Below are 16291 nucleotides of genomic sequence, written 5' to 3'. Positions count from 1 at the left end.
CCCTTGCTGTCTTCGGAGGTCTGACATGACGCTCGATCCCATCACCCTCACCGTCATCCAGTCCGGGCTGCAGCAGGTCTGTGACGAGATGGATCTCTCCTTCTCCCGCGCCGCCTTCTCGCCGGTCATCGCCGAGGCCAACGATCGCTCCGACGGTATCTATTCCGCCGAGGATGGCAGCCTCATCGCGCAAGGCTCGCAGGGGCTGCCGGTCTTCGTGGGCGTGATGCAGTATTCCACCGCGACGCTGATCAGGATGATCGCGGAGGGCAAGGTCGTGGCGCCCAAGCCCGGCGACATCTACATCGTGAACGATCCCTATCTCGGTGGCACCCACCTGATGGACGTGCGCTTCGCCATGCCGGTCTGGCGCAACGGCGAGATCTTCTGCTGGCTCTCCAATACCGGCCACTGGCCCGATACCGGCGGCGCGGTGCCCGGCGGGTTCTCGGCCTCAGCCACGGCGGTCGAGCAGGAGGGGCTGCGGCTGCCGCCCGTGCGCCTGTTCAAGAACGGCGAACTCGACCCTGAGATCTACGCCATCATCTGCTCCAACATCCGCGTCGCCGACCAGCGCATCGGCGACGTCAAGGCGCAGGCCGCGGCGCTCTACGTCGGCGAGGCGCGGCTCACCCGGCTGCTCGACCGCTACGGCGACGACACCGTGCGCGAGGCCATCGGCGAGCTGCGCAGCCGCGCCGCCGAGCAGATGCGGGCGCAGATCGCCCAGATCCCGCCGGGCACCTATCGCTCCACCGCCTATATCGACAGCGACGGCGTGGTGAACGAGCCGCTCGAGATCAAGCTCGCGGTGACCGCCGACGGCGAAGGCCTGACCTTCGATTTCGCCGGCTCCAGCCCGCCCTGCCAGGGGCCGATGAACTCGGTCATCGCCACCACGCTGAGCTCGGTCTATCTCGCCATGCGGCACATCTTTCCCGACGTGCCGATCAGCGCCGGCGCCTTCGAGCCGCTCACCGTCAAACGCCCGGAGGGCACCTTCCTCGACGCGCAATACCCGCGCCCCGTTTCGGGCTGCGCGGCAGAGGTCAGCCAGCGTATCGCCGAGGCGGTGTTCGCGGCGCTGGTCGAGGCGCTGCCGGGCAAGGTCAGCGCGGCACCTGCGGGCTCTTCGGGCAATTTCGCGCTCGGCGGCGAGGTGCCGGAAACCGGCCAGAGCTACGTCATGTACCAGATCTCGGGCGGCGGCTACGGCGGCTACGCGGGGGGCGACGGCATCTCCAACGGCTGCTCGACCATCGGCATCTCGAAGGCGCCTCCGGTCGAGATCATGGAGCAGCAATTCCCGGTGCTCTACCACCGCTACGCCCTGCGCGAGGGCTCGGGCGGGGCGGGGGCGCAACGCGGCGGCTTCGGGCTCGACTACGAGGTCGAGATCCTGAAGGGCCAGGCACGGGCGAGCTTCGTCATGGATCACGGCCGCTTCGGCCCGCAGGGGGCGCTCGGCGGCGGTGATGGCGCGGTGAACGAGGTGGCGGTGACGCGCGGCGGCGAGAGCTTCACGCCGGAGCACCTGTCGAAGGCGCAGGACATCTCGCTGGTCGCGGGAGACCGGGTGCGGGTCAAGACGCCGGGTGGCGGCGGCTACGGAGATCCCGCGATGCGGGACCGGGCGTTGGTGGAAGAGGACGTGCGGCTTGGGCGGTATACGGCGGAGGAGGCGAAGCTGCTCTTCGGGTGATCGCTTCCCTCGCGCGGAATCAAGGCCGAAGGCCGCCGCGCAAGCGCCGGACCGTCCCCGCGGTCTGGCGCTCTTGTGACGTTGGCGCGACGTGTCGAGGTCCTTCGGACGTGGCCAAGATAAATCGAGAGGTTCGATACAAGGCGCGCCAAACCACGGTCCGGCGCTTGCGCGGCTGACATTCATCGCACGACCCAATGAGAAAGCCCGCCGGCGAGACCGGCGGGCTTTCTGTCTTTCGGGATCGGGCCACTCGCACCGGAGCACGGGTGGCCTAATCCGAAATCAAGCGGCGGCGAGATCGCGCAGCACGTAGTGCAGCACGCCGCCATGCTCGACATATTCCTTCTCGATCGCCGTATCGATGCGGCACTTGAGGGTGATCTCCTTGGTAGAGCCATCCGCATAGGTGATCGAGCAGGGCACCTCGGCCAGCGGGGTGACACTGTCGAGCCCGGTGATCGAGACCGTCTCCTCGCCGGTGAGGCCCAGCGTCTTGCGGGTGTCGCCGCCGGTGAACTCGAAGGGGATCACCCCCATGCCAACGAGGTTCGAGCGGTGGATGCGTTCGAAGCTCTCAGCGATCACCGCCTTCACCCCAAGCAGCGCCGTGCCCTTGGCCGCCCAGTCGCGCGAGGAGCCCGCGCCATACTGTTCGCCGCCGAAGATCACCAGCGGGGTGCCTTGCTCCTGGTAGGCCATCGAGGCCTCGTAGATCGAGGTCTGTTCGCCGTCCGGGCCCTTGGTGTAGCCGCCCTCGACGCCGTCGAGCATCTCGTTCTTGATGCGGATGTTGGCGAAGGTGCCGCGCATCATCACCTCGTGGTTGCCACGCCGCGAGCCGTAGGAGTTGAACTCGCGCACCGGGACCTGGCGCTCGATCAGGTACTGACCGGCGGGGGTGCTTTCCTTGAACGAGCCGGCGGGCGAGATATGGTCGGTGGTGATCATGTCGCCCAGAAGCGCCAGCACCTTGGCGCCCTCGATATTGGTGATCTCACCGGGCTCCTTCGACATGCCCTGGAAATAGGGCGGGTTCTGCACGTAGGTCGAGCTTGCCGGCCAGTCATAGGTCTCGCCGCCGTTCACCTCGACGGCCTGCCACTTCTCGTCGCCCTTGAACACGTCGGCATATTTCGACTGGAACGACTCGCGCGTCACGGTCTTCTCGACCAGTTCGGCGATCTCGGCGTTCGACGGCCAGATGTCCTTAAGATAGACATCGTTGCCGTCCTTGTCGGTGCCGATCGGATCGGTGGCGATGTTGACGTTCATGTCGCCGACCAGCGCATAGGCCACGACGAGCGGCGGCGAGGCGAGGTAGTTGGCGCGCACGTCTGGCGAGATCCGGCCCTCGAAGTTGCGGTTGCCCGACAGCACCGAGGTGGCGATCAGGTCGTAATCGTTGATCGCCTTCGAGATCGGCGCATCGAGCGGGCCGGAGTTGCCGATGCAGGTGGTGCAGCCATAGCCCACGAGGTTGAAGCCCACCGCGTCGAGATCCTCCTGCAGGCCGGCGGCCTCGAGATAATCCGAGACGACCTGAGAGCCCGGCGCCAGCGAGGTCTTGACCCACGGCTTGCGGTTCAGCCCGAGCTCGCGCGCCTTGCGGGCGACGAGGCCGGCGCCGATCATCACGTAGGGGTTCGAGGTGTTGGTGCACGACGTGATCGAGGCGATCACGATGGAGCCGTCATGGAGCTGGTAGGCGCCGTCATCGGTCTTGTACCAGCCCTTCTTGTGGTGGCCCTCGTCGCCGGGGATGTCGGCGGGCTCGGGGGCGCCGCCTTCGCCTTCCCAGCGGACCTCTTCCTTGTCGGTGGCGTCCTTGCCGGAGCGCTGGCCCTCGACGAACTTGGCAAAGGCCGGGGCCGCGCCGTCGAGCGCGATGTAGTCCTGCGGGCGCTTGGGACCGGAGATCGCCGGCACGATGGTGCCCATGTCGAGCTCGAGCGTGTCGGTGTAGACCGGATCATAATCCGGGGTGCGCCAGAAGCCGTTCTCCTTGGCATAGGCCTCGACCAGCGCAATCCGGTCCTTCTCGCGGCCGGTCTGCTCGAGGTAGCGGATGGTCTCGGCGTCGATCGGGAAGAAGCCGCAGGTGGCGCCGTATTCGGGGGCCATGTTGGCGATGGTGGCGCGCTGCGCCAGCGGCAGGTTGTCGAGGCCGGAGCCGTAGAACTCGACGAACTTGCCGACCACGCCCTTCTCGCGCAGCATCTCGACGACCTTGAGCACGAGGTCGGTGCCGGTGGTGCCTTCCATCATCTCGCCGGTGAGCTTGAAGCCCACCACCTCGGGGATCAGCATCGAGATCGGCTGGCCGAGCATCGCGGCCTCGGCCTCGATGCCGCCCACGCCCCAGCCCAGAACGGCGGCGCCGTTGACCATGGTGGTGTGGCTGTCGGTGCCGACCAGCGTGTCGGGATAGGCGACCTCCTGGCCGTCCTGGTCCTCGTCGGTCCAGACCGTCTGGGCGAGATATTCGAGGTTCACCTGGTGGCAGATGCCGGTGCCCGGGGGCACGACGCGGAAATTGTTGAAGGCCGACTGGCCCCACTTGAGAAACTCGTAGCGCTCGATGTTGCGCTCGTATTCACGGTCCACGTTCATCTGGAAGGCGCGCGGGTTGCCGAACTCGTCGATCATCACCGAGTGGTCGATGACAAGGTCGACCGGGTTCAGCGGGTTGATCTTCTGGGCGTCGCCGCCAAGCGCCTTGATGCCGTCGCGCATCGCGGCGAGGTCGACCACCGCCGGAACGCCGGTGAAATCCTGCATCAGGACGCGGGCCGGGCGGTAGGCCAGCTCGCGATTGCCCTTGCCGCCGTTCTTGGCCCAGTCGGAGAAGGCCTTGATGTCATCCACCGAGACAGTCTTGCCGTCCTCGAAGCGGAGCATGTTCTCGAGCACCACCTTCAGCGCCGCCGGGAGCTTCGAAAACTCACCGAGCCCGGCCGCCTCCGCCGCGGGGATGGAATAATAGGCATAGCTCTTGCCGTTCACCTCGAGCGTCTTGCGGGTCTTGGAGGTGTCGGTTCCGACTGTGATAGGCATATCTGGCTCCCTTGCATGAAGGCTGGAGAAAAACTCTTCGCTTTCCAATATATCTGGCGCAGGACAGGTAGCGTTCAAGTCCGTTTGGCCAAATTGTATACCGTGGAATACAAGATTATGTCGCATTCGCCACGGCTGCGCGGGCTTCACCCGCTCTCGCAAAACCTTGATTGGTTATTTCAACCACCTTTGGATACCCCATTCGAGGGGAAAACCAGGGAAAAGACTTTTGATGCATCGACTCAGCCAATGGATTGCCGCCGCCTGCCTCGCCGTTTCGGCAAGCGCTGCAGTGGCCGAAGAGCATCCCGTGGTGGTCGAGCTGTTCACCTCGCAGGGCTGTGCCTCGTGCCCGGCGGCGGATGCCGTGCTGGCCGAGCTTGGCGAGCAGGACAATGTCATCCCGCTGGCGCTGCACGTGGATTACTGGGATTACATCGGCTGGAAGGACGATTTCGCCGACCCGGCCTTCACCAAGCGTCAGAAAGGCTATGCCCGGGCCGCCGGCCGGCGCTCGATCTACACGCCGCAGATGATGATCGGCGGCAGCTATGACGTGGTGGGCTCCCGCCCGATGAAGGTGGTCGACGCGATCCGCCATGCCAGCGAGAAGCCGGCATTGGCTCGGTTGGTTCTGAGCCGAGAGGGCGATGATCTGACAATCACTGCCGAGCCGCTGGCAGCGCTTCCCGAGACCACGGTGCATCTTGTGCGCTATACGCCGCGCGAGCGGGTCGACATCCTTGATGGCGAGAATGCCGGGCGCGCGATCACCTACACCCATGTCGCCCATGGCTGGCAGGTGCTGGGCGTCTGGAACGGCGATGCCGCGCTCGAGATGAAGGTGCCCGTAGAGGGCAGCGATCCGGTGGTCGTGATGCTTCAGGAGAAGGATTACGGCCCCATCGTCGCGGCGGCGCGCTTGCGCTGACGCTTGGCCTGCCGCCGCGGTTTCCAGCGACGGTGAATCCAGAACCACTGACCGGGATCCGCCTCGATGCGCGCCTCGAGCCGGCGTGTCGCCGCGCGCATCATCTCGACCGGCTCGCCATGCGGGATCGGCGCCTCGAACACCGCCTCGAAGGAGATGCCGTCGGGCTGGCGGATGCCGAAGAAGGGCACGAAGAGCGCCCCGGTCTTGACCGCGATCTCGGCGCTCGAGGTCAGGGTGGGGGCGGGCTGGCCGAGGAAATCGATCGGTGTGCCGTCGCTGCTATAGACATCGAAGAGCAGCACGCCCATGCCGCCGTCGCGGATATGTTTCAGCAGCCCCATGGTGCCGCGCCGTCCCTGCTCGAAGACCGGGTCCGAGAGCGCGTGCATGTTGGCGGCATAGTGCTCGTTGAAGAACGGGTTGGCCATCGGGCGGTAGAGCCCGCCGATGCGCCAGCCGCGCGCCACCAGCGCCGCGCGCGGGGCTTCGAAATTGCCGTAATGGCCGGTGACGAAGAGCACCGGGCGGCCCTCGGCCCGGGCGCGCTCGATCTCGGGCAGACCTTCGCCGGAGACCTTTGCGTCCGTCATGCGCTCGAGCAGGCCGGCGACGTCGTAATTCTCGATCATCGTGCGACCGGCATTTTCCGTCACCTCGTCGGCAATGCGCTGGCGCTCGGGCTCTGGCAGGTCGGGCCAGACATGGGCGAGGTTGTCGAGCACGCGGGCCCGATAGCCGGCGAGCGGAGCGATGACCCGACGCACGGCCCAGCCCATGACCCGGAGCCGGGTGCGCAGCGGCAGGGCGAGCGCCATCGCGATCAGCCCGCGCAGCGCGCGGTCGGCCATCCAGTCGGCCCATCCGCCGCGTGGTTTGTCTTCGCTCTTGCCCAAGCGCTCGCTCCCGTGGTTGCGGGCGAAGAGATAGGCCGGGCGGCGGCGCGGCACAAGCGCCCGGTCCGGACCGCGGGGGTGCGCGGGGCTTCCGCGCATCGGCCGGGCTCTCGCTCCTCAGCCCTGAACGCCGCGATCACTCGTCATCGCTATCGGGATCGCGCAGCTCGATCTCGCCGGTGGCGACCAGCTCGCGGATCGCCGAGACCACCTCGTTCATCGCGGCCTCGCCCTTCTTGGCGTTGACGCTCATGCCGGCGGCATCCTCTCGCAGCGAGCCCGACATGCGCTTGGAGACGTTTTCGAGAATGAACTCCACCGCCTTGAGATCGTCTTCGCCGCTGGCCGCGGCGATGGCCATGGTCAGCACGTCGCCCGGGACATCGCGGGTGATCTTGGGGACATCCGAGGCCTTCATGCGCTCGGGGATGTTGGCGAAGGTGAAGATCGCCTTGCGCACCGCTTCGGCAAACTCCTTGTCGGTCTCCTCGAGCCCTTCGAGCACCTCGTCGCGCTTGGCGCTGGCGGCATAGTTGAGGATCGCGCCGACCCGCTCATTGGGCTTCTTCTCGAAGGCGCGGGGCGGCTCGGCATCGAGCTGGGCGGCGATGCTGAGGCCGATCCGGTCGACCGCCTCCGGGCTGACCCCGGCGGTCATCGAGATGGCATAGCTGATGCGGCGGGCGCGGTCGCCGGGCAGGCGGGCCAGCACCTTGGCGGCCTTCGCGGTCTCGATCTTCGACATCATCACCGCCGCGATCTCGGTCGACTCGCCGAGCACGAGCTTCTCCAGCCGCTCCTCGTCGAGCCCGTTGATGCGCTCCCAGGGATCGCCGGTCTGGCGCACCCCGGCCTCCTTGCGCAGGCGCGCCGCGGTGCGGTGGCTGATGCGCCCGTCGAGCGCCGAGAGCGCGCCGGCCATGTCGCCGGGGAAGGACATGCCGATCTGCTCGAGCTCGTTGGCGAATTCCTCGATCACGCTGTTCAGGGTCTCGCGGTCGATATAGCGCATGCGGCCGAGCTGGGTCGTGAGCTCGGCCTGCAGATCGTCGGGCAGGGCGGATAGCGGCACGTCGGCGCCCTCGTTGAGCAGGAACTGCACCACGATGGCGGCCTTGGCGCGACGGGTCAGCGGGCTGCGGCCGGAGGAGGGGCCCGGAAGGGCGGCGAGAGAGGAGGCTTGGGACATCGGACACCGCTGCGGATGGGACACCCGAAGAGGTAGCGCGGCGGGGTTAACGAAGCCTCACCAGCGGCGTGTGGAGAGGCCCGCGCAGACGGAAAAGGCGGCCGAGGGGCCGCCTTCCCGATCTCGTGTCGCGGGTGGCTCAGCCCGAGACGGTCTTGCAGGTGCCAGTGGCCGCGTCGAACTGCATGCCCTCGGCGCAGCTCACCTTGGCTTCGCTGTGTCCGGTGCAGGCGGCGGTGGCGGCAAAGGGGGCCACGGCGAGGGCGGCGGCGGTCAGCAGGGTCTTGATCGTCATCTTGCGTCCTCCTGTTGGAATGGCAGGAAGGCTAGCACGGGTTGACGCTACGGCAAAAAGAAACCGCGCGGATGCCGGTTTCACATCGCCGTGACGGGTGCGGTGTCAGCGCAATGGCACGTCCGGAAGAACGAACTCCGGTGTCAGCGCGTCGACACAGCTCAGATCGAGCTCGGCCGATGGGTCGAGAATGAAGCGGTCGTTCATATCGAGGCCGCAGTCGGAGTAGAGGCTGGCGCCATGCCCGGCATTGGGGAAGATCACCAGCTGCGCGTGGGGTAGGGTCTCGGCCGCAAGCTGCGACCATTTCCAGGAGGTCTGCGTGTCGTTGGTACCGCCCGCGACCAGCACCGGCACCTCCGAGCGCACCGGTTCGTGAAACTCCGCGCGCGGGGCCGGCTCGAAGAGGGCGCATGTGGCGTACATGTTGCGCAGCTCGGTCTGCATCGGCTCGGTGGCCGCCAGCGCGTAGGGGAAGGCCTCGAGCGCGGCCTCGAACCCGTCCTGTGAGTTGTAGGGAAAGTCCTCCTGACAGGCGTAGATGTAGAGCCCCATGACGCTCTCCACTGCGGCCTCGAAGGGCGCAATCTCGGTGGCGCCCATCTCGAAGACCCGCTCGACATCGGCATCGTTCATCGCGGCAACATGCGCGCTGAGTGCCTGCTGGTCGGGGCCGATGAAGTGGCTGTCGATCCAGGCGGCAATGGCCTCCTTGCTGCGTGGCCCGGCCAGCATGCGGGCATAATCCTTCGCGGCGGCGAACAGCGCCTCCCGGGTGAGGTCGCGCCCCGCCTCGGTGACGCGCTGATCGAAGGCCTCGGCCACCGAGACGGCGGTGACGCCGGTCACGAGGTCGTGCTTGAGCTGCTCCATCGCCGCCGCCACGGTCTTCCTCTGTGCCTGCATGGATTGCGCGGTGGCGAGCGCCGCCAGTGCCAGCGCCCGCTCGTCGTCGCTCAGGCGCTCGGCACCCGCCCCCAGCAGGTCGGCGGGCTCTTTTGACCGGGGGTCGATATGGGTGTCGAGATACCAGTCGAGAGTGGCGGCGTTGCCGTCGCTCAACTCGTAGATCATGCGCGGAAGGTAGGCTGTCAGGTCGCGGGCCCAGAGGGCGCTGTGATGGGTGCGCTGGTTGATGAGGTTGTAGAAACGGGTGGCATCAATCTCGATCTGGCCGCGTGCGGCCGGGATCGGGGTCTGGGTCAGTTTGCCGCCGAGATCCGCCGTTTTCTGGCGCAGGTCGGGATAGGCCTCGGCGCAGGCGGGCTGTGCCGCGCATTGGTCGAACATCGCCTCCAACGCGTCGCCATGCGGACCGAAGAGATCGTCGTAGAGCTTCACGCCGGTCGGCGCGACGCCGTCGATGATCACCGCCCGCACGCCGTCGGGGGCGGTGCGCAGCACCTCGAGCGCCAGCCGGGTGCCATAAGAGATGCCGAAGATGTTATACTCCGGGTAGCCGAGCGCCGACATCACCGCGCGTACGTCGCGCGCATTGTTGGCGGTGTTGTAGGCGGTCAGGTCGGCTTCGCTCGCGTAAAGCTCCTCGATGCAGGGGCCGAACACGGTCTCGTCGCTGACCTCCTCGCCCTCGATGGCGGGCTTGCCTGCGCCGCTGCGGACAAGGCCGACGATGTTCTCAGCCATCACGCCACTGCAGCGCACCGTGGTCGAAGACAGCATGGCAGCGCGCTGGTCGAAGCTGACCACGTCGCGATGCGCCCGCTGGCTGCCGAGGATCACGTCGGTCATCGCGGCGATGGAGCCGAGCGCGCCGCTCGCAGGACCGCCATGCAGGTACACCACGGCATCGGGAAAGGGTTGCGTGGTGTGCGCCCGGCCAAGGGCGAATTCGAGCGGAATACGGCGGCCGTCGGGAGCGTCGTAATTCTCGGGCACGCTGACCGTGCCGCAGATTAGCGTGTGGCCCTCGATGTCAAGCGGTGAGGTGGTTTCAGGGCAGGCCTCGACGCTGACCGGGTAGCGCGCGTCGAAACCGCCATCGCGCAATGTGTCGAAGGCCGGATCCGGTTCGGAGACCAGAAGGCCGATGGCGGCGATGATCTGTTCGGGGGTCATGGCGCGGCTCCTCGCTGGGCGCGGCGCCGGGGCGTCGGGCACCGCTGGCGAAACCAGTGGAGCCCGGAAGTTGCCGCTGCGTCAACCCTGGGTTGACGCTTGCGGCGGCTGGGGCGAGGACGGTCGTGCCGTCCCCGCCATTGGTCGGGAGGTCACTCGCCGAAGACCCGCTTGAAGATCGTGTCGACATGCTTGGTGTGGTAGCCCATGTCGAACTTCTCGTTGATGCCGTCGACGCCGAGCGCGGCCACGACCTCTTCATCCGCCAGCAGCAGCTCACGGAAATCGAGGCGCTCTTCCCAGACCTTGAGCGCGTTGCGCTGCACCATGGAATAGGCATCCTCGCGGCTCACGCCGGCCTGGGTCAGCGCCAGCAGCACGCGCTGCGACATCACCAGACCCGGGAACTTGTTCATGTTGTCGAGCATGTTCTGCGGGTAGATGATCATCTTGTCGACGACGCCGGCGAGGCGGTTCAGCGCGAAGTCGAGGGTGATGGTGGCATCGGGGCCGATGCCGCGCTCGACCGAGCTGTGCGAGATGTCGCGCTCGTGCCAGAGGGCGACGTTCTCCATCGCCGGGATCACCGTCATGCGCACCAGGCGTGCGAGGCCGGTGAGGTTCTCGGTCAGCACCGGGTTCTTCTTGTGCGGCATCGCCGAGGAGCCCTTCTGGCCCATCGAGAAGAATTCGGCGCCCTCCAGCACCTCGGTGCGCTGCATGTGACGGATCTCGATGGCGATGTTCTCGATCGAGGAGGCGATGACGCCGAGCGTGGCAAAGAACATCGCGTGACGGTCGCGCGGGATCACCTGCGTCGAGATCGGTTCCGGGCGCAGGCCGAGCTTGTCGCAGACATGCTCCTCGACCGCCGGGTCGATATTGGCGAAGGTGCCAACTGCGCCCGAGATCGCGCCAGTGGCGATCTCCCACTTGGCCTTCTCGAGACGGTTCTTGTTGCGGTCCATCTCGGCGTAGAAGCGGGCGAAGGTCAGGCCCATGGTGGTGGGTTCGGCATGGATGCCGTGGGAGCGGCCGACGCGCACCGTCATCTTGTGCTCTAGCGCGCGCTTCTTCAGCGCCGCGAGCACCTTGTCGACGCCCTCGAGCAGGATGTCGGCGGCGCGCACCAGCTGCACGTTGAGGCAGGTGTCGAGCACGTCGGAGCTGGTCATGCCCTGGTGCACGAAGCGGGCCTCGTCGGAGCCCACGTGCTCGGCGAGATGGGTCAGGAAGGCGATGACATCATGCTTGGTGACGGCCTCGATCTCGTCGATGCGGGCGACGTCGAACTCGACATCCTTGGCCTTCCACACGGCGTCGGCGTTTTCCTGCGGGATCACGCCAAGCTTGGCCTGCGCGTCGCAGGCATGGGCCTCGATCTCGTACCAGATGCGGAACTTGGTGGCGGGCTCCCAGATCGCGGTCATCTCGGGGCGGGCATAACGGGGGATCATCGGCTGTCCTCGGGGTTGCGTGCGGATTGCGCGCGTCATAGGCCGTGCGGGGCTGGGCGGCAAGGGTTGGCTGCCTTCGCGGCAGGCGGTGGGTTGGCCTGGGCGGTACCCCTGGGGCGCGAGGGGTGGCAGGCTCGGGAGAAGAGGGGGCGCTGCCCCCGCCGCAGCGGAGCTGCGACTCCCCCGGAGTATTTTGGACGTAAAGAAGGGCTTGGCGATGCGTGGGTTGGAGGGGTTTCTCGGAACGTGGCGGATCGAGCGGGAGATCTTGCACGGCGATGGCAGCTCTGCGCGGTTCGAGGGGATCGCGGAATGGCGCGCGGCGGGTGAGGGCGCGGACTATGTCGAACGCGGTGAGCTGGTGATGGGCCAGGGGCGCTTCGCCGCGGAGCGGCGCTATCGATGGGACCGCGAGCTGCGGGTGTTCTTCGGCGACGGGCGGTTCTTTCACCAGGTGCCGGCCGAGGGCGGCGAGGCCGCGCATTGGTGCGATCCCGACCAGTATGACGTGAGCTACGATTTCAGCCGCTGGCCGGAGTGGCAGGCGCGCTGGCAGGTGCGGGGGCCGCGCAAGGACTATGTCATGGTCTCGCGCTACCTGCCGCTGGGGCAGGCAAAGCTCTGAGATTTCCGGGGCTTGCGGGCGGGTATACGCTGGTATCCCGCTAAGGCTCTGAAAGGGCTGGTGAAATTATCTTTACTTCGGGCAAGGGCCTTGTAGGTTTCGGCAAGGAATTGCCCAAGGACGACAGATGCCCCCGATCGAGGACCACCCGCTGCGCTACCAGCTCGCCAACGAGCTGCACGCCCGCCCGTTTCCCGCGCTGCAGGCGCCCGCGAGGGCGGTCTACCTCGCCATCAAGAAGGCGCAGGACGCGGCCTCGCGCGACCGCTCGGAGGATCTCGCGCACCTGATCGACCTGCTCGACCGCTACGGCACCCAGCATCCGCAGCCCGGCGCCACGCATTTCACCGCGCCGATCGGCAAGCACGTGCTGAAATGGGAGCAGCACACCGAGTTCGTCACCTACACGGTGTTCCTGAACGGGCTCGGGGAGCGGCCCTACGACCCGGCGGATTTCGAGGTCTTTCCCGATGACTGGCTGCGCGATGCGCCCGGCGTGCGGGTGACCTCGGCGATGCTGCGGATCTGTGCGCGGCCCGAGGATGAGAGCCAGATCAACGATCTGACCGCCTCGTGGATGGTGGCCGACAGCCTCGCGGTGAGCCGGGTGATCGACGATGCCGTCGTGGTGGCCGGCGATTTCCGCATCGATTCCGGCGGCCACCTGCGTTTCGCGGTGTTCCCGCGCGGCGATGTGGGGGTGCGGCGGGTCGGGCGCATCGTGCAGCGGCTCTGCGAGATCGAGACCTACAAGGCGCTGTCGATGCTGGGCTTCACGCGGGTGCGGGCGATCCAGCCGCGGATGACCGAGATCGACGAGGAGCTGACCGAGCTGATGACCGCCATGACCCATGGCGATGCGCCGGAGGAGGACACGCTGCAGGCGCTCCTGCGGGTGTCTTCCGAGCTCGAGACCCTGGCGGCGCAGACCGCGTTCCGGCTCTCGGCCACCGGCGCCTACGAGGCGCTGGTGACGCAGCGCATCGCGGTGCTGCGCGAGGAGCGCTTCGAGGGGCGGCAGACCTTCCGCGAGTTCATGGCGCGGCGCTTCGATCCTGCGATGCGCACGGTGAAGAGTGCCGAGAAGCGGCTCGAGGCGATGTCGGCCCGGGCGATGCGGGCGGGCGATCTGCTGCGCACCCGGGTCGAGGTCAAGCGCTCGGCGCAGAACCAAGACCTGCTTGAGAGCATGGATCGGCGCGCCGGGCTGCAGCTGCGGCTGCAGCACACGGTCGAGGGGCTTTCGGTCGTGGCGATCAGCTATTACGCCGTCTCTCTGGTGGCCTACCTGCTCTACCCGGTGGCGGGCATGGCGGGGCTCAGCAAGGGCATGATGACGGCGCTGGTGGTGCCGCCGGTGGTTCTGGCGGTGTGGCTCGGGCTCAGGCGCATCCGCGCCAAGGTCGAGGGCGGGGAGACTCACGAATAGCGGTAGCCGAGATCCGCTTCGCGCCCGAGATCGAGCTGGCTTTGCAGGAAGGTGAGATCCTCCGGCGCCAGCACCGACGGGGTCTCGGGGCGGTCGTCGACAGACGGCAGGAAGCGCGATCCGAGGCGTTTGACCACCGGCCGGTAGGGTTGCGGCGCCGGTGGCAGCGCGAGGCGCGTCTCGAGGGTCTTCAGGAAGCCCTGTGGGTCGCTCTGGACGGTTTCGAGCCGGCAGAAGATCACGGAACAGTCGCGGTTGAGGAAGCCCAGCAGCCCCTCGAGCTTGGCGCGGCGCAGGGCGAAAAGATTGGCGAAGGGCGCGCCGGTCAGCGGGTGGCGGTCGAGCTGCAGTGGCTCGCCGGTGCCGCCATGGGCCTTCACGTCCGGGAAATAGCGCGGGCGATCGGCAATGGTGGCCCACTCGGCGCGCAGGAAGTCGGGGAAGGGAAGGCGCTGCATCTCGGGCGGGCAGTGCCAGGGCTTCGCGTGCATCGAGAGGGCCCATTCGGCGGCGTGGCGGAGAACGCAGATCACCGCGAGATCGGCGGGGATCGCGGTCATGTGCGGGAATCCGTGCTTCCAGCCGAAATCGTCGCTCGGGGCCAGCGCGGTGTTCCGCCCGATCAGCCGCTTGACGTAGTTGGTGCCCGAGGAGCGCTCGCCGAAGGTCTGGTAGCGGGTGATCCTGGCGCCGGTCTGGGCAAAATGCAGGCCGGTCTCGGGGAAGGTATCGGGGAGCATGCGGGCGGGCCTCGCGTGATATGCCCGCAACGCTGGCGGGCCGGGCTGGCAATGTCGATTCTCTTCAGCGTGACACGGCGATAGGGTATCGAGGGGGCAGCTGGCAAGGAAGGGATGGGGCGGATGCAATCGGTCGTGGCGGCGGTGACGATGGTGCGGGACGACGCCTTCTTCCTGAAGGCGTGGCTGCGTCATTACGGCGAGATGCTGGGGCGCGAGAATTGCTACGTCGTTAATCACGGGCGCGGCGCAGAGGTGGCGCGGCTTGCCGAGGGCTGCAACGTGATCGGCATCCCCGGCGATCCGCATCCGAATTTCGACATGAAGCGCTGGCGGCTCTTGAACGGCCTCGTGGCCGGGCTGCGCAGCTATTACAGCCATGTCATCGTCGGCGATGTGGACGAGTTGGTGGTGCTGGACCCCGCCGAGGGGCGCGGCCTCGTCGACTATCTCGCCGAGCAGCCGCTGCGGCGGGTTCTGACGCCGCTGGGGCTCGAGGTGATCCACCGCATCGATCTCGAGGAGCAGCCCGTCGAGGGTGCCATCCTCGGGCCGCGTCGGCACGCGCGGCTGGCACCGCATTACTCCAAGCCCTGCGTGCTCTCGCTTGGCACCAAGATTGCGCGGGGCGGGCATTTCACCCAGGCCTCGAAGCTGTTCACGCCGGACCCGCTCTATCTCTTCCACCTGAAGTTCTGCGATTTCGGCACCTATGTCGAGACGATGAACCGCCGCAACGCGGTGACGGAGGAGGTCGGCGTGGGGGTGAAGGAGGCGGCGATCGGGCGGCACTGGTTCGCCGAGGCGCGGGGGGAGGACCGCGCGGTCTTCGAGGGCTTCGCGGCGCTGCCGATGCAGGAGGGGTTCGATCTTGGCTGGGTGCGCAAGCGCATGAAGCGGAGCTGGAAGCCGCGGGGCGAGACCGGCTTCTGGCAGTTCGACCGGCCGGATTACGACCAGCAATACCTGCTGCCGGAGCGCTTCAGCGGGATCTTCTAGGCCACGTGCCGGAGGTGAAAGGCGCGCAGCGCTGCGGCGGTCTCCGCGGGAGATTGATCGGGGAAGAAGTGGCCCCCGGCGATTGCCTGCGCCTCCATCCTCTCCAGCCGGTCGGCCCATGTGGCGGGCACGTCCATCAGCCGGGCCATGGCGCCTTCGGCGCCGTAGAGAACCTGCGTCGGCACCGCGACCTTGCGGCCCAGGTCGGCGGCGTCGTGGTGGAAATCGATCTCGATGGCAGCGCGATAGTCGTTGCAGCCGGCGCGGATGGCGCCCGATTGCGCCCAGGCGCGTCGGTATTCGGCCAGGAGCTCGGGGGCGAAATCCGACAGCTGCGCCTTGCCGAAGCCCAGCAGGCAGCGCTCGAAATAGGTCTCGGGATCGTGGCCGATCAGGGTTTCGGGGAAGGGCGCGGGCTGGGCGAGGAAGAACCAGTGGTAATAGGCGCGCGCCACCTCCTGCGTGCAGTGGCTCAGCAGGTGATGGGTCGGCACGATGTCGAGCAGCGAGACCGAAGCCAGGCGCCCGGGCGCGTCGAGCGCCATGCGGTGGCTGACCCGCGCGCCGCGATCGTGGCCGGCGAGGTGGAAGCGCTCGAAGTCGAGCGTCGTCATCAGCGCCAGCATGTCGCTGCCCATGTTGCGGAAGCTCATCGCCTCCATGCTGTCGGGCATCCAGCTGTCACCATAGCCGCGCAGATCTGCGGCGATCACGGTGAAGGCATCGGTGAGGTGGGGGAGCAGCGGGCGCCAGAGGGCGCGGCATTGCGGATAGCCGTGCAGCAGGAGCAGCGGTGGTCCGTTTCCGGCAATGTCATAGGTGATCGTGTGGTCGCCGATCTCGGCTGCGCGGGTCTCGGTCGGCGTCGGAGGCTGCGTGCTCATGGCCGCAG

Annotated in this window: 13 protein-coding genes; 5 read left to right on the top strand and 8 right to left on the bottom strand. The window is 67.3% G+C overall.

Annotated elements, in window-relative coordinates; genetic code table 11:
• Nucleotides 1–25: 25 nt before the first annotated feature.
• Nucleotides 26–1702 (top strand): hydantoinase B/oxoprolinase family protein, encoded by a 1677-nt coding sequence (locus tag KUV62_RS12635; RefSeq protein ID WP_222604071.1) that lies wholly within the window; start codon nucleotides 26–28, stop codon nucleotides 1700–1702.
• Between the two features lie 285 nt (nucleotides 1703–1987).
• Here KUV62_RS12635 and acnA read toward each other — a convergent pair whose 3' ends face one another.
• Nucleotides 1988–4759 carry an aconitate hydratase AcnA gene (acnA, locus tag KUV62_RS12630; protein ID WP_222604070.1) on the bottom strand — a complete coding sequence of 924 codons (2772 nt, stop codon included), beginning with the start codon at nucleotides 4757–4759 and terminating at the stop codon, nucleotides 1988–1990.
• A 232-nt stretch (nucleotides 4760–4991) separates the two neighbouring features.
• On the opposite strand from acnA, the gene KUV62_RS12625 reads away from it, so the two are divergent.
• Nucleotides 4992–5690: a DUF1223 domain-containing protein gene (locus tag KUV62_RS12625; protein WP_222604069.1), complete on the top strand. Its 699-nt coding sequence runs from the start codon at nucleotides 4992–4994 to the stop codon at nucleotides 5688–5690.
• Here the strand turns inward: KUV62_RS12625 and KUV62_RS12620 are convergent.
• From KUV62_RS12620 to purB, 5 genes are all read right to left on the bottom strand, one after another.
• Nucleotides 5654–6586, bottom strand: coding sequence for a lysophospholipid acyltransferase family protein (locus KUV62_RS12620; protein ID WP_222604068.1), 933 nt, complete (start codon nucleotides 6584–6586; stop codon nucleotides 5654–5656). The genes KUV62_RS12625 and KUV62_RS12620 overlap by 37 nt on opposite strands.
• A 136-nt stretch (nucleotides 6587–6722) precedes the next feature.
• Nucleotides 6723–7775 (bottom strand): flagellar motor switch protein FliG, encoded by a 1053-nt coding sequence (locus KUV62_RS12615; protein WP_222604067.1) that lies wholly within the window; start codon nucleotides 7773–7775, stop codon nucleotides 6723–6725.
• Between the two features lie 139 nt (nucleotides 7776–7914).
• A complete protein-coding gene (locus tag KUV62_RS12610; RefSeq protein ID WP_222604066.1) occupies nucleotides 7915–8070 on the bottom strand; it encodes an adenylosuccinate lyase in 156 nt (51 codons plus the stop codon).
• Between the two features lie 105 nt (nucleotides 8071–8175).
• A complete protein-coding gene (locus KUV62_RS12605) occupies nucleotides 8176–10149 on the bottom strand; it encodes an alpha/beta hydrolase (RefSeq protein WP_222604065.1) in 1974 nt (657 codons plus the stop codon).
• Between the two features lie 152 nt (nucleotides 10150–10301).
• Complete coding sequence (gene purB / locus KUV62_RS12600; protein ID WP_222604064.1) at nucleotides 10302–11606, bottom strand: adenylosuccinate lyase; 1305 nt, start codon at nucleotides 11604–11606, stop codon at nucleotides 10302–10304.
• Nucleotides 11607–11823: 217 nt separating this feature from the next.
• On the opposite strand from purB, the gene KUV62_RS12595 reads away from it, so the two are divergent.
• A complete protein-coding gene (locus tag KUV62_RS12595; RefSeq protein ID WP_222604063.1) occupies nucleotides 11824–12231 on the top strand; it encodes a DUF6314 family protein in 408 nt (135 codons plus the stop codon).
• Between the two features lie 127 nt (nucleotides 12232–12358).
• Nucleotides 12359–13660 (top strand): DUF3422 family protein, encoded by a 1302-nt coding sequence (locus tag KUV62_RS12590; protein ID WP_222604062.1) that lies wholly within the window; start codon nucleotides 12359–12361, stop codon nucleotides 13658–13660.
• On the opposite strand, the gene KUV62_RS12585 is transcribed toward KUV62_RS12590, so the two are convergent.
• Nucleotides 13651–14400 (bottom strand): hypothetical protein, encoded by a 750-nt coding sequence (locus KUV62_RS12585; protein WP_222604061.1) that lies wholly within the window; start codon nucleotides 14398–14400, stop codon nucleotides 13651–13653. The two genes, KUV62_RS12590 and KUV62_RS12585, sit on opposite strands and share 10 nt — an antisense overlap.
• A gap of 123 nt (nucleotides 14401–14523) precedes the next feature.
• Between KUV62_RS12585 and KUV62_RS12580 the strand changes: the two genes are divergently transcribed.
• Nucleotides 14524–15399 (top strand): glycosyltransferase family 2 protein, encoded by an 876-nt coding sequence (locus KUV62_RS12580; protein WP_222604060.1) that lies wholly within the window; start codon nucleotides 14524–14526, stop codon nucleotides 15397–15399.
• On the opposite strand, the gene KUV62_RS12575 is transcribed toward KUV62_RS12580, so the two are convergent.
• Entirely contained in the window at nucleotides 15396–16283 is an 888-nt protein-coding gene (locus KUV62_RS12575) for an alpha/beta fold hydrolase (protein ID WP_222604059.1), read from the bottom strand. The two genes, KUV62_RS12580 and KUV62_RS12575, sit on opposite strands and share 4 nt — an antisense overlap.
• Between the last annotated feature and the right edge of the window lie 8 nt (nucleotides 16284–16291).

Source organism: Salipiger bermudensis (assembly GCF_019801965.1).
Lineage (GTDB): Bacteria > Pseudomonadota > Alphaproteobacteria > Rhodobacterales > Rhodobacteraceae > Salipiger > Salipiger bermudensis_A.
Note: the sequence above shows the minus strand (reverse complement) of the source record. Positions and strands in the feature narration are given on the sequence as shown.

Excerpts from the sequence above, each read along its gene's own strand:
- KUV62_RS12615 (WP_222604067.1), bottom strand. The coding sequence starts at position 7,775 with ATGTCCCAAGCCTCCTCTCTCGCCGCCCTTCCGGGCCCCTCCTCCGGC.
- KUV62_RS12605 (WP_222604065.1), bottom strand. The coding sequence starts at position 10,149 with ATGACCCCCGAACAGATCATCGCCGCCATCGGCCTTCTGGTCTCCGAA.
- KUV62_RS12575 (WP_222604059.1), bottom strand. The coding sequence starts at position 16,283 with ATGAGCACGCAGCCTCCGACGCCGACCGAGACCCGCGCAGCCGAGATC.
- KUV62_RS12635 (WP_222604071.1), top strand. The coding sequence starts at position 26 with ATGACGCTCGATCCCATCACCCTCACCGTCATCCAGTCCGGGCTGCAG.
- KUV62_RS12610 (WP_222604066.1), bottom strand. The coding sequence starts at position 8,070 with ATGACGATCAAGACCCTGCTGACCGCCGCCGCCCTCGCCGTGGCCCCC.
- KUV62_RS12580 (WP_222604060.1), top strand. The coding sequence starts at position 14,524 with ATGCAATCGGTCGTGGCGGCGGTGACGATGGTGCGGGACGACGCCTTC.
- purB (WP_222604064.1), bottom strand. The coding sequence starts at position 11,606 with ATGATCCCCCGTTATGCCCGCCCCGAGATGACCGCGATCTGGGAGCCC.
- acnA (WP_222604070.1), bottom strand. The coding sequence starts at position 4,759 with ATGCCTATCACAGTCGGAACCGACACCTCCAAGACCCGCAAGACGCTC.
- KUV62_RS12595 (WP_222604063.1), top strand. The coding sequence starts at position 11,824 with ATGCGTGGGTTGGAGGGGTTTCTCGGAACGTGGCGGATCGAGCGGGAG.
- KUV62_RS12590 (WP_222604062.1), top strand. The coding sequence starts at position 12,359 with ATGCCCCCGATCGAGGACCACCCGCTGCGCTACCAGCTCGCCAACGAG.
- KUV62_RS12585 (WP_222604061.1), bottom strand. The coding sequence starts at position 14,400 with ATGCTCCCCGATACCTTCCCCGAGACCGGCCTGCATTTTGCCCAGACC.
- KUV62_RS12625 (WP_222604069.1), top strand. The coding sequence starts at position 4,992 with ATGCATCGACTCAGCCAATGGATTGCCGCCGCCTGCCTCGCCGTTTCG.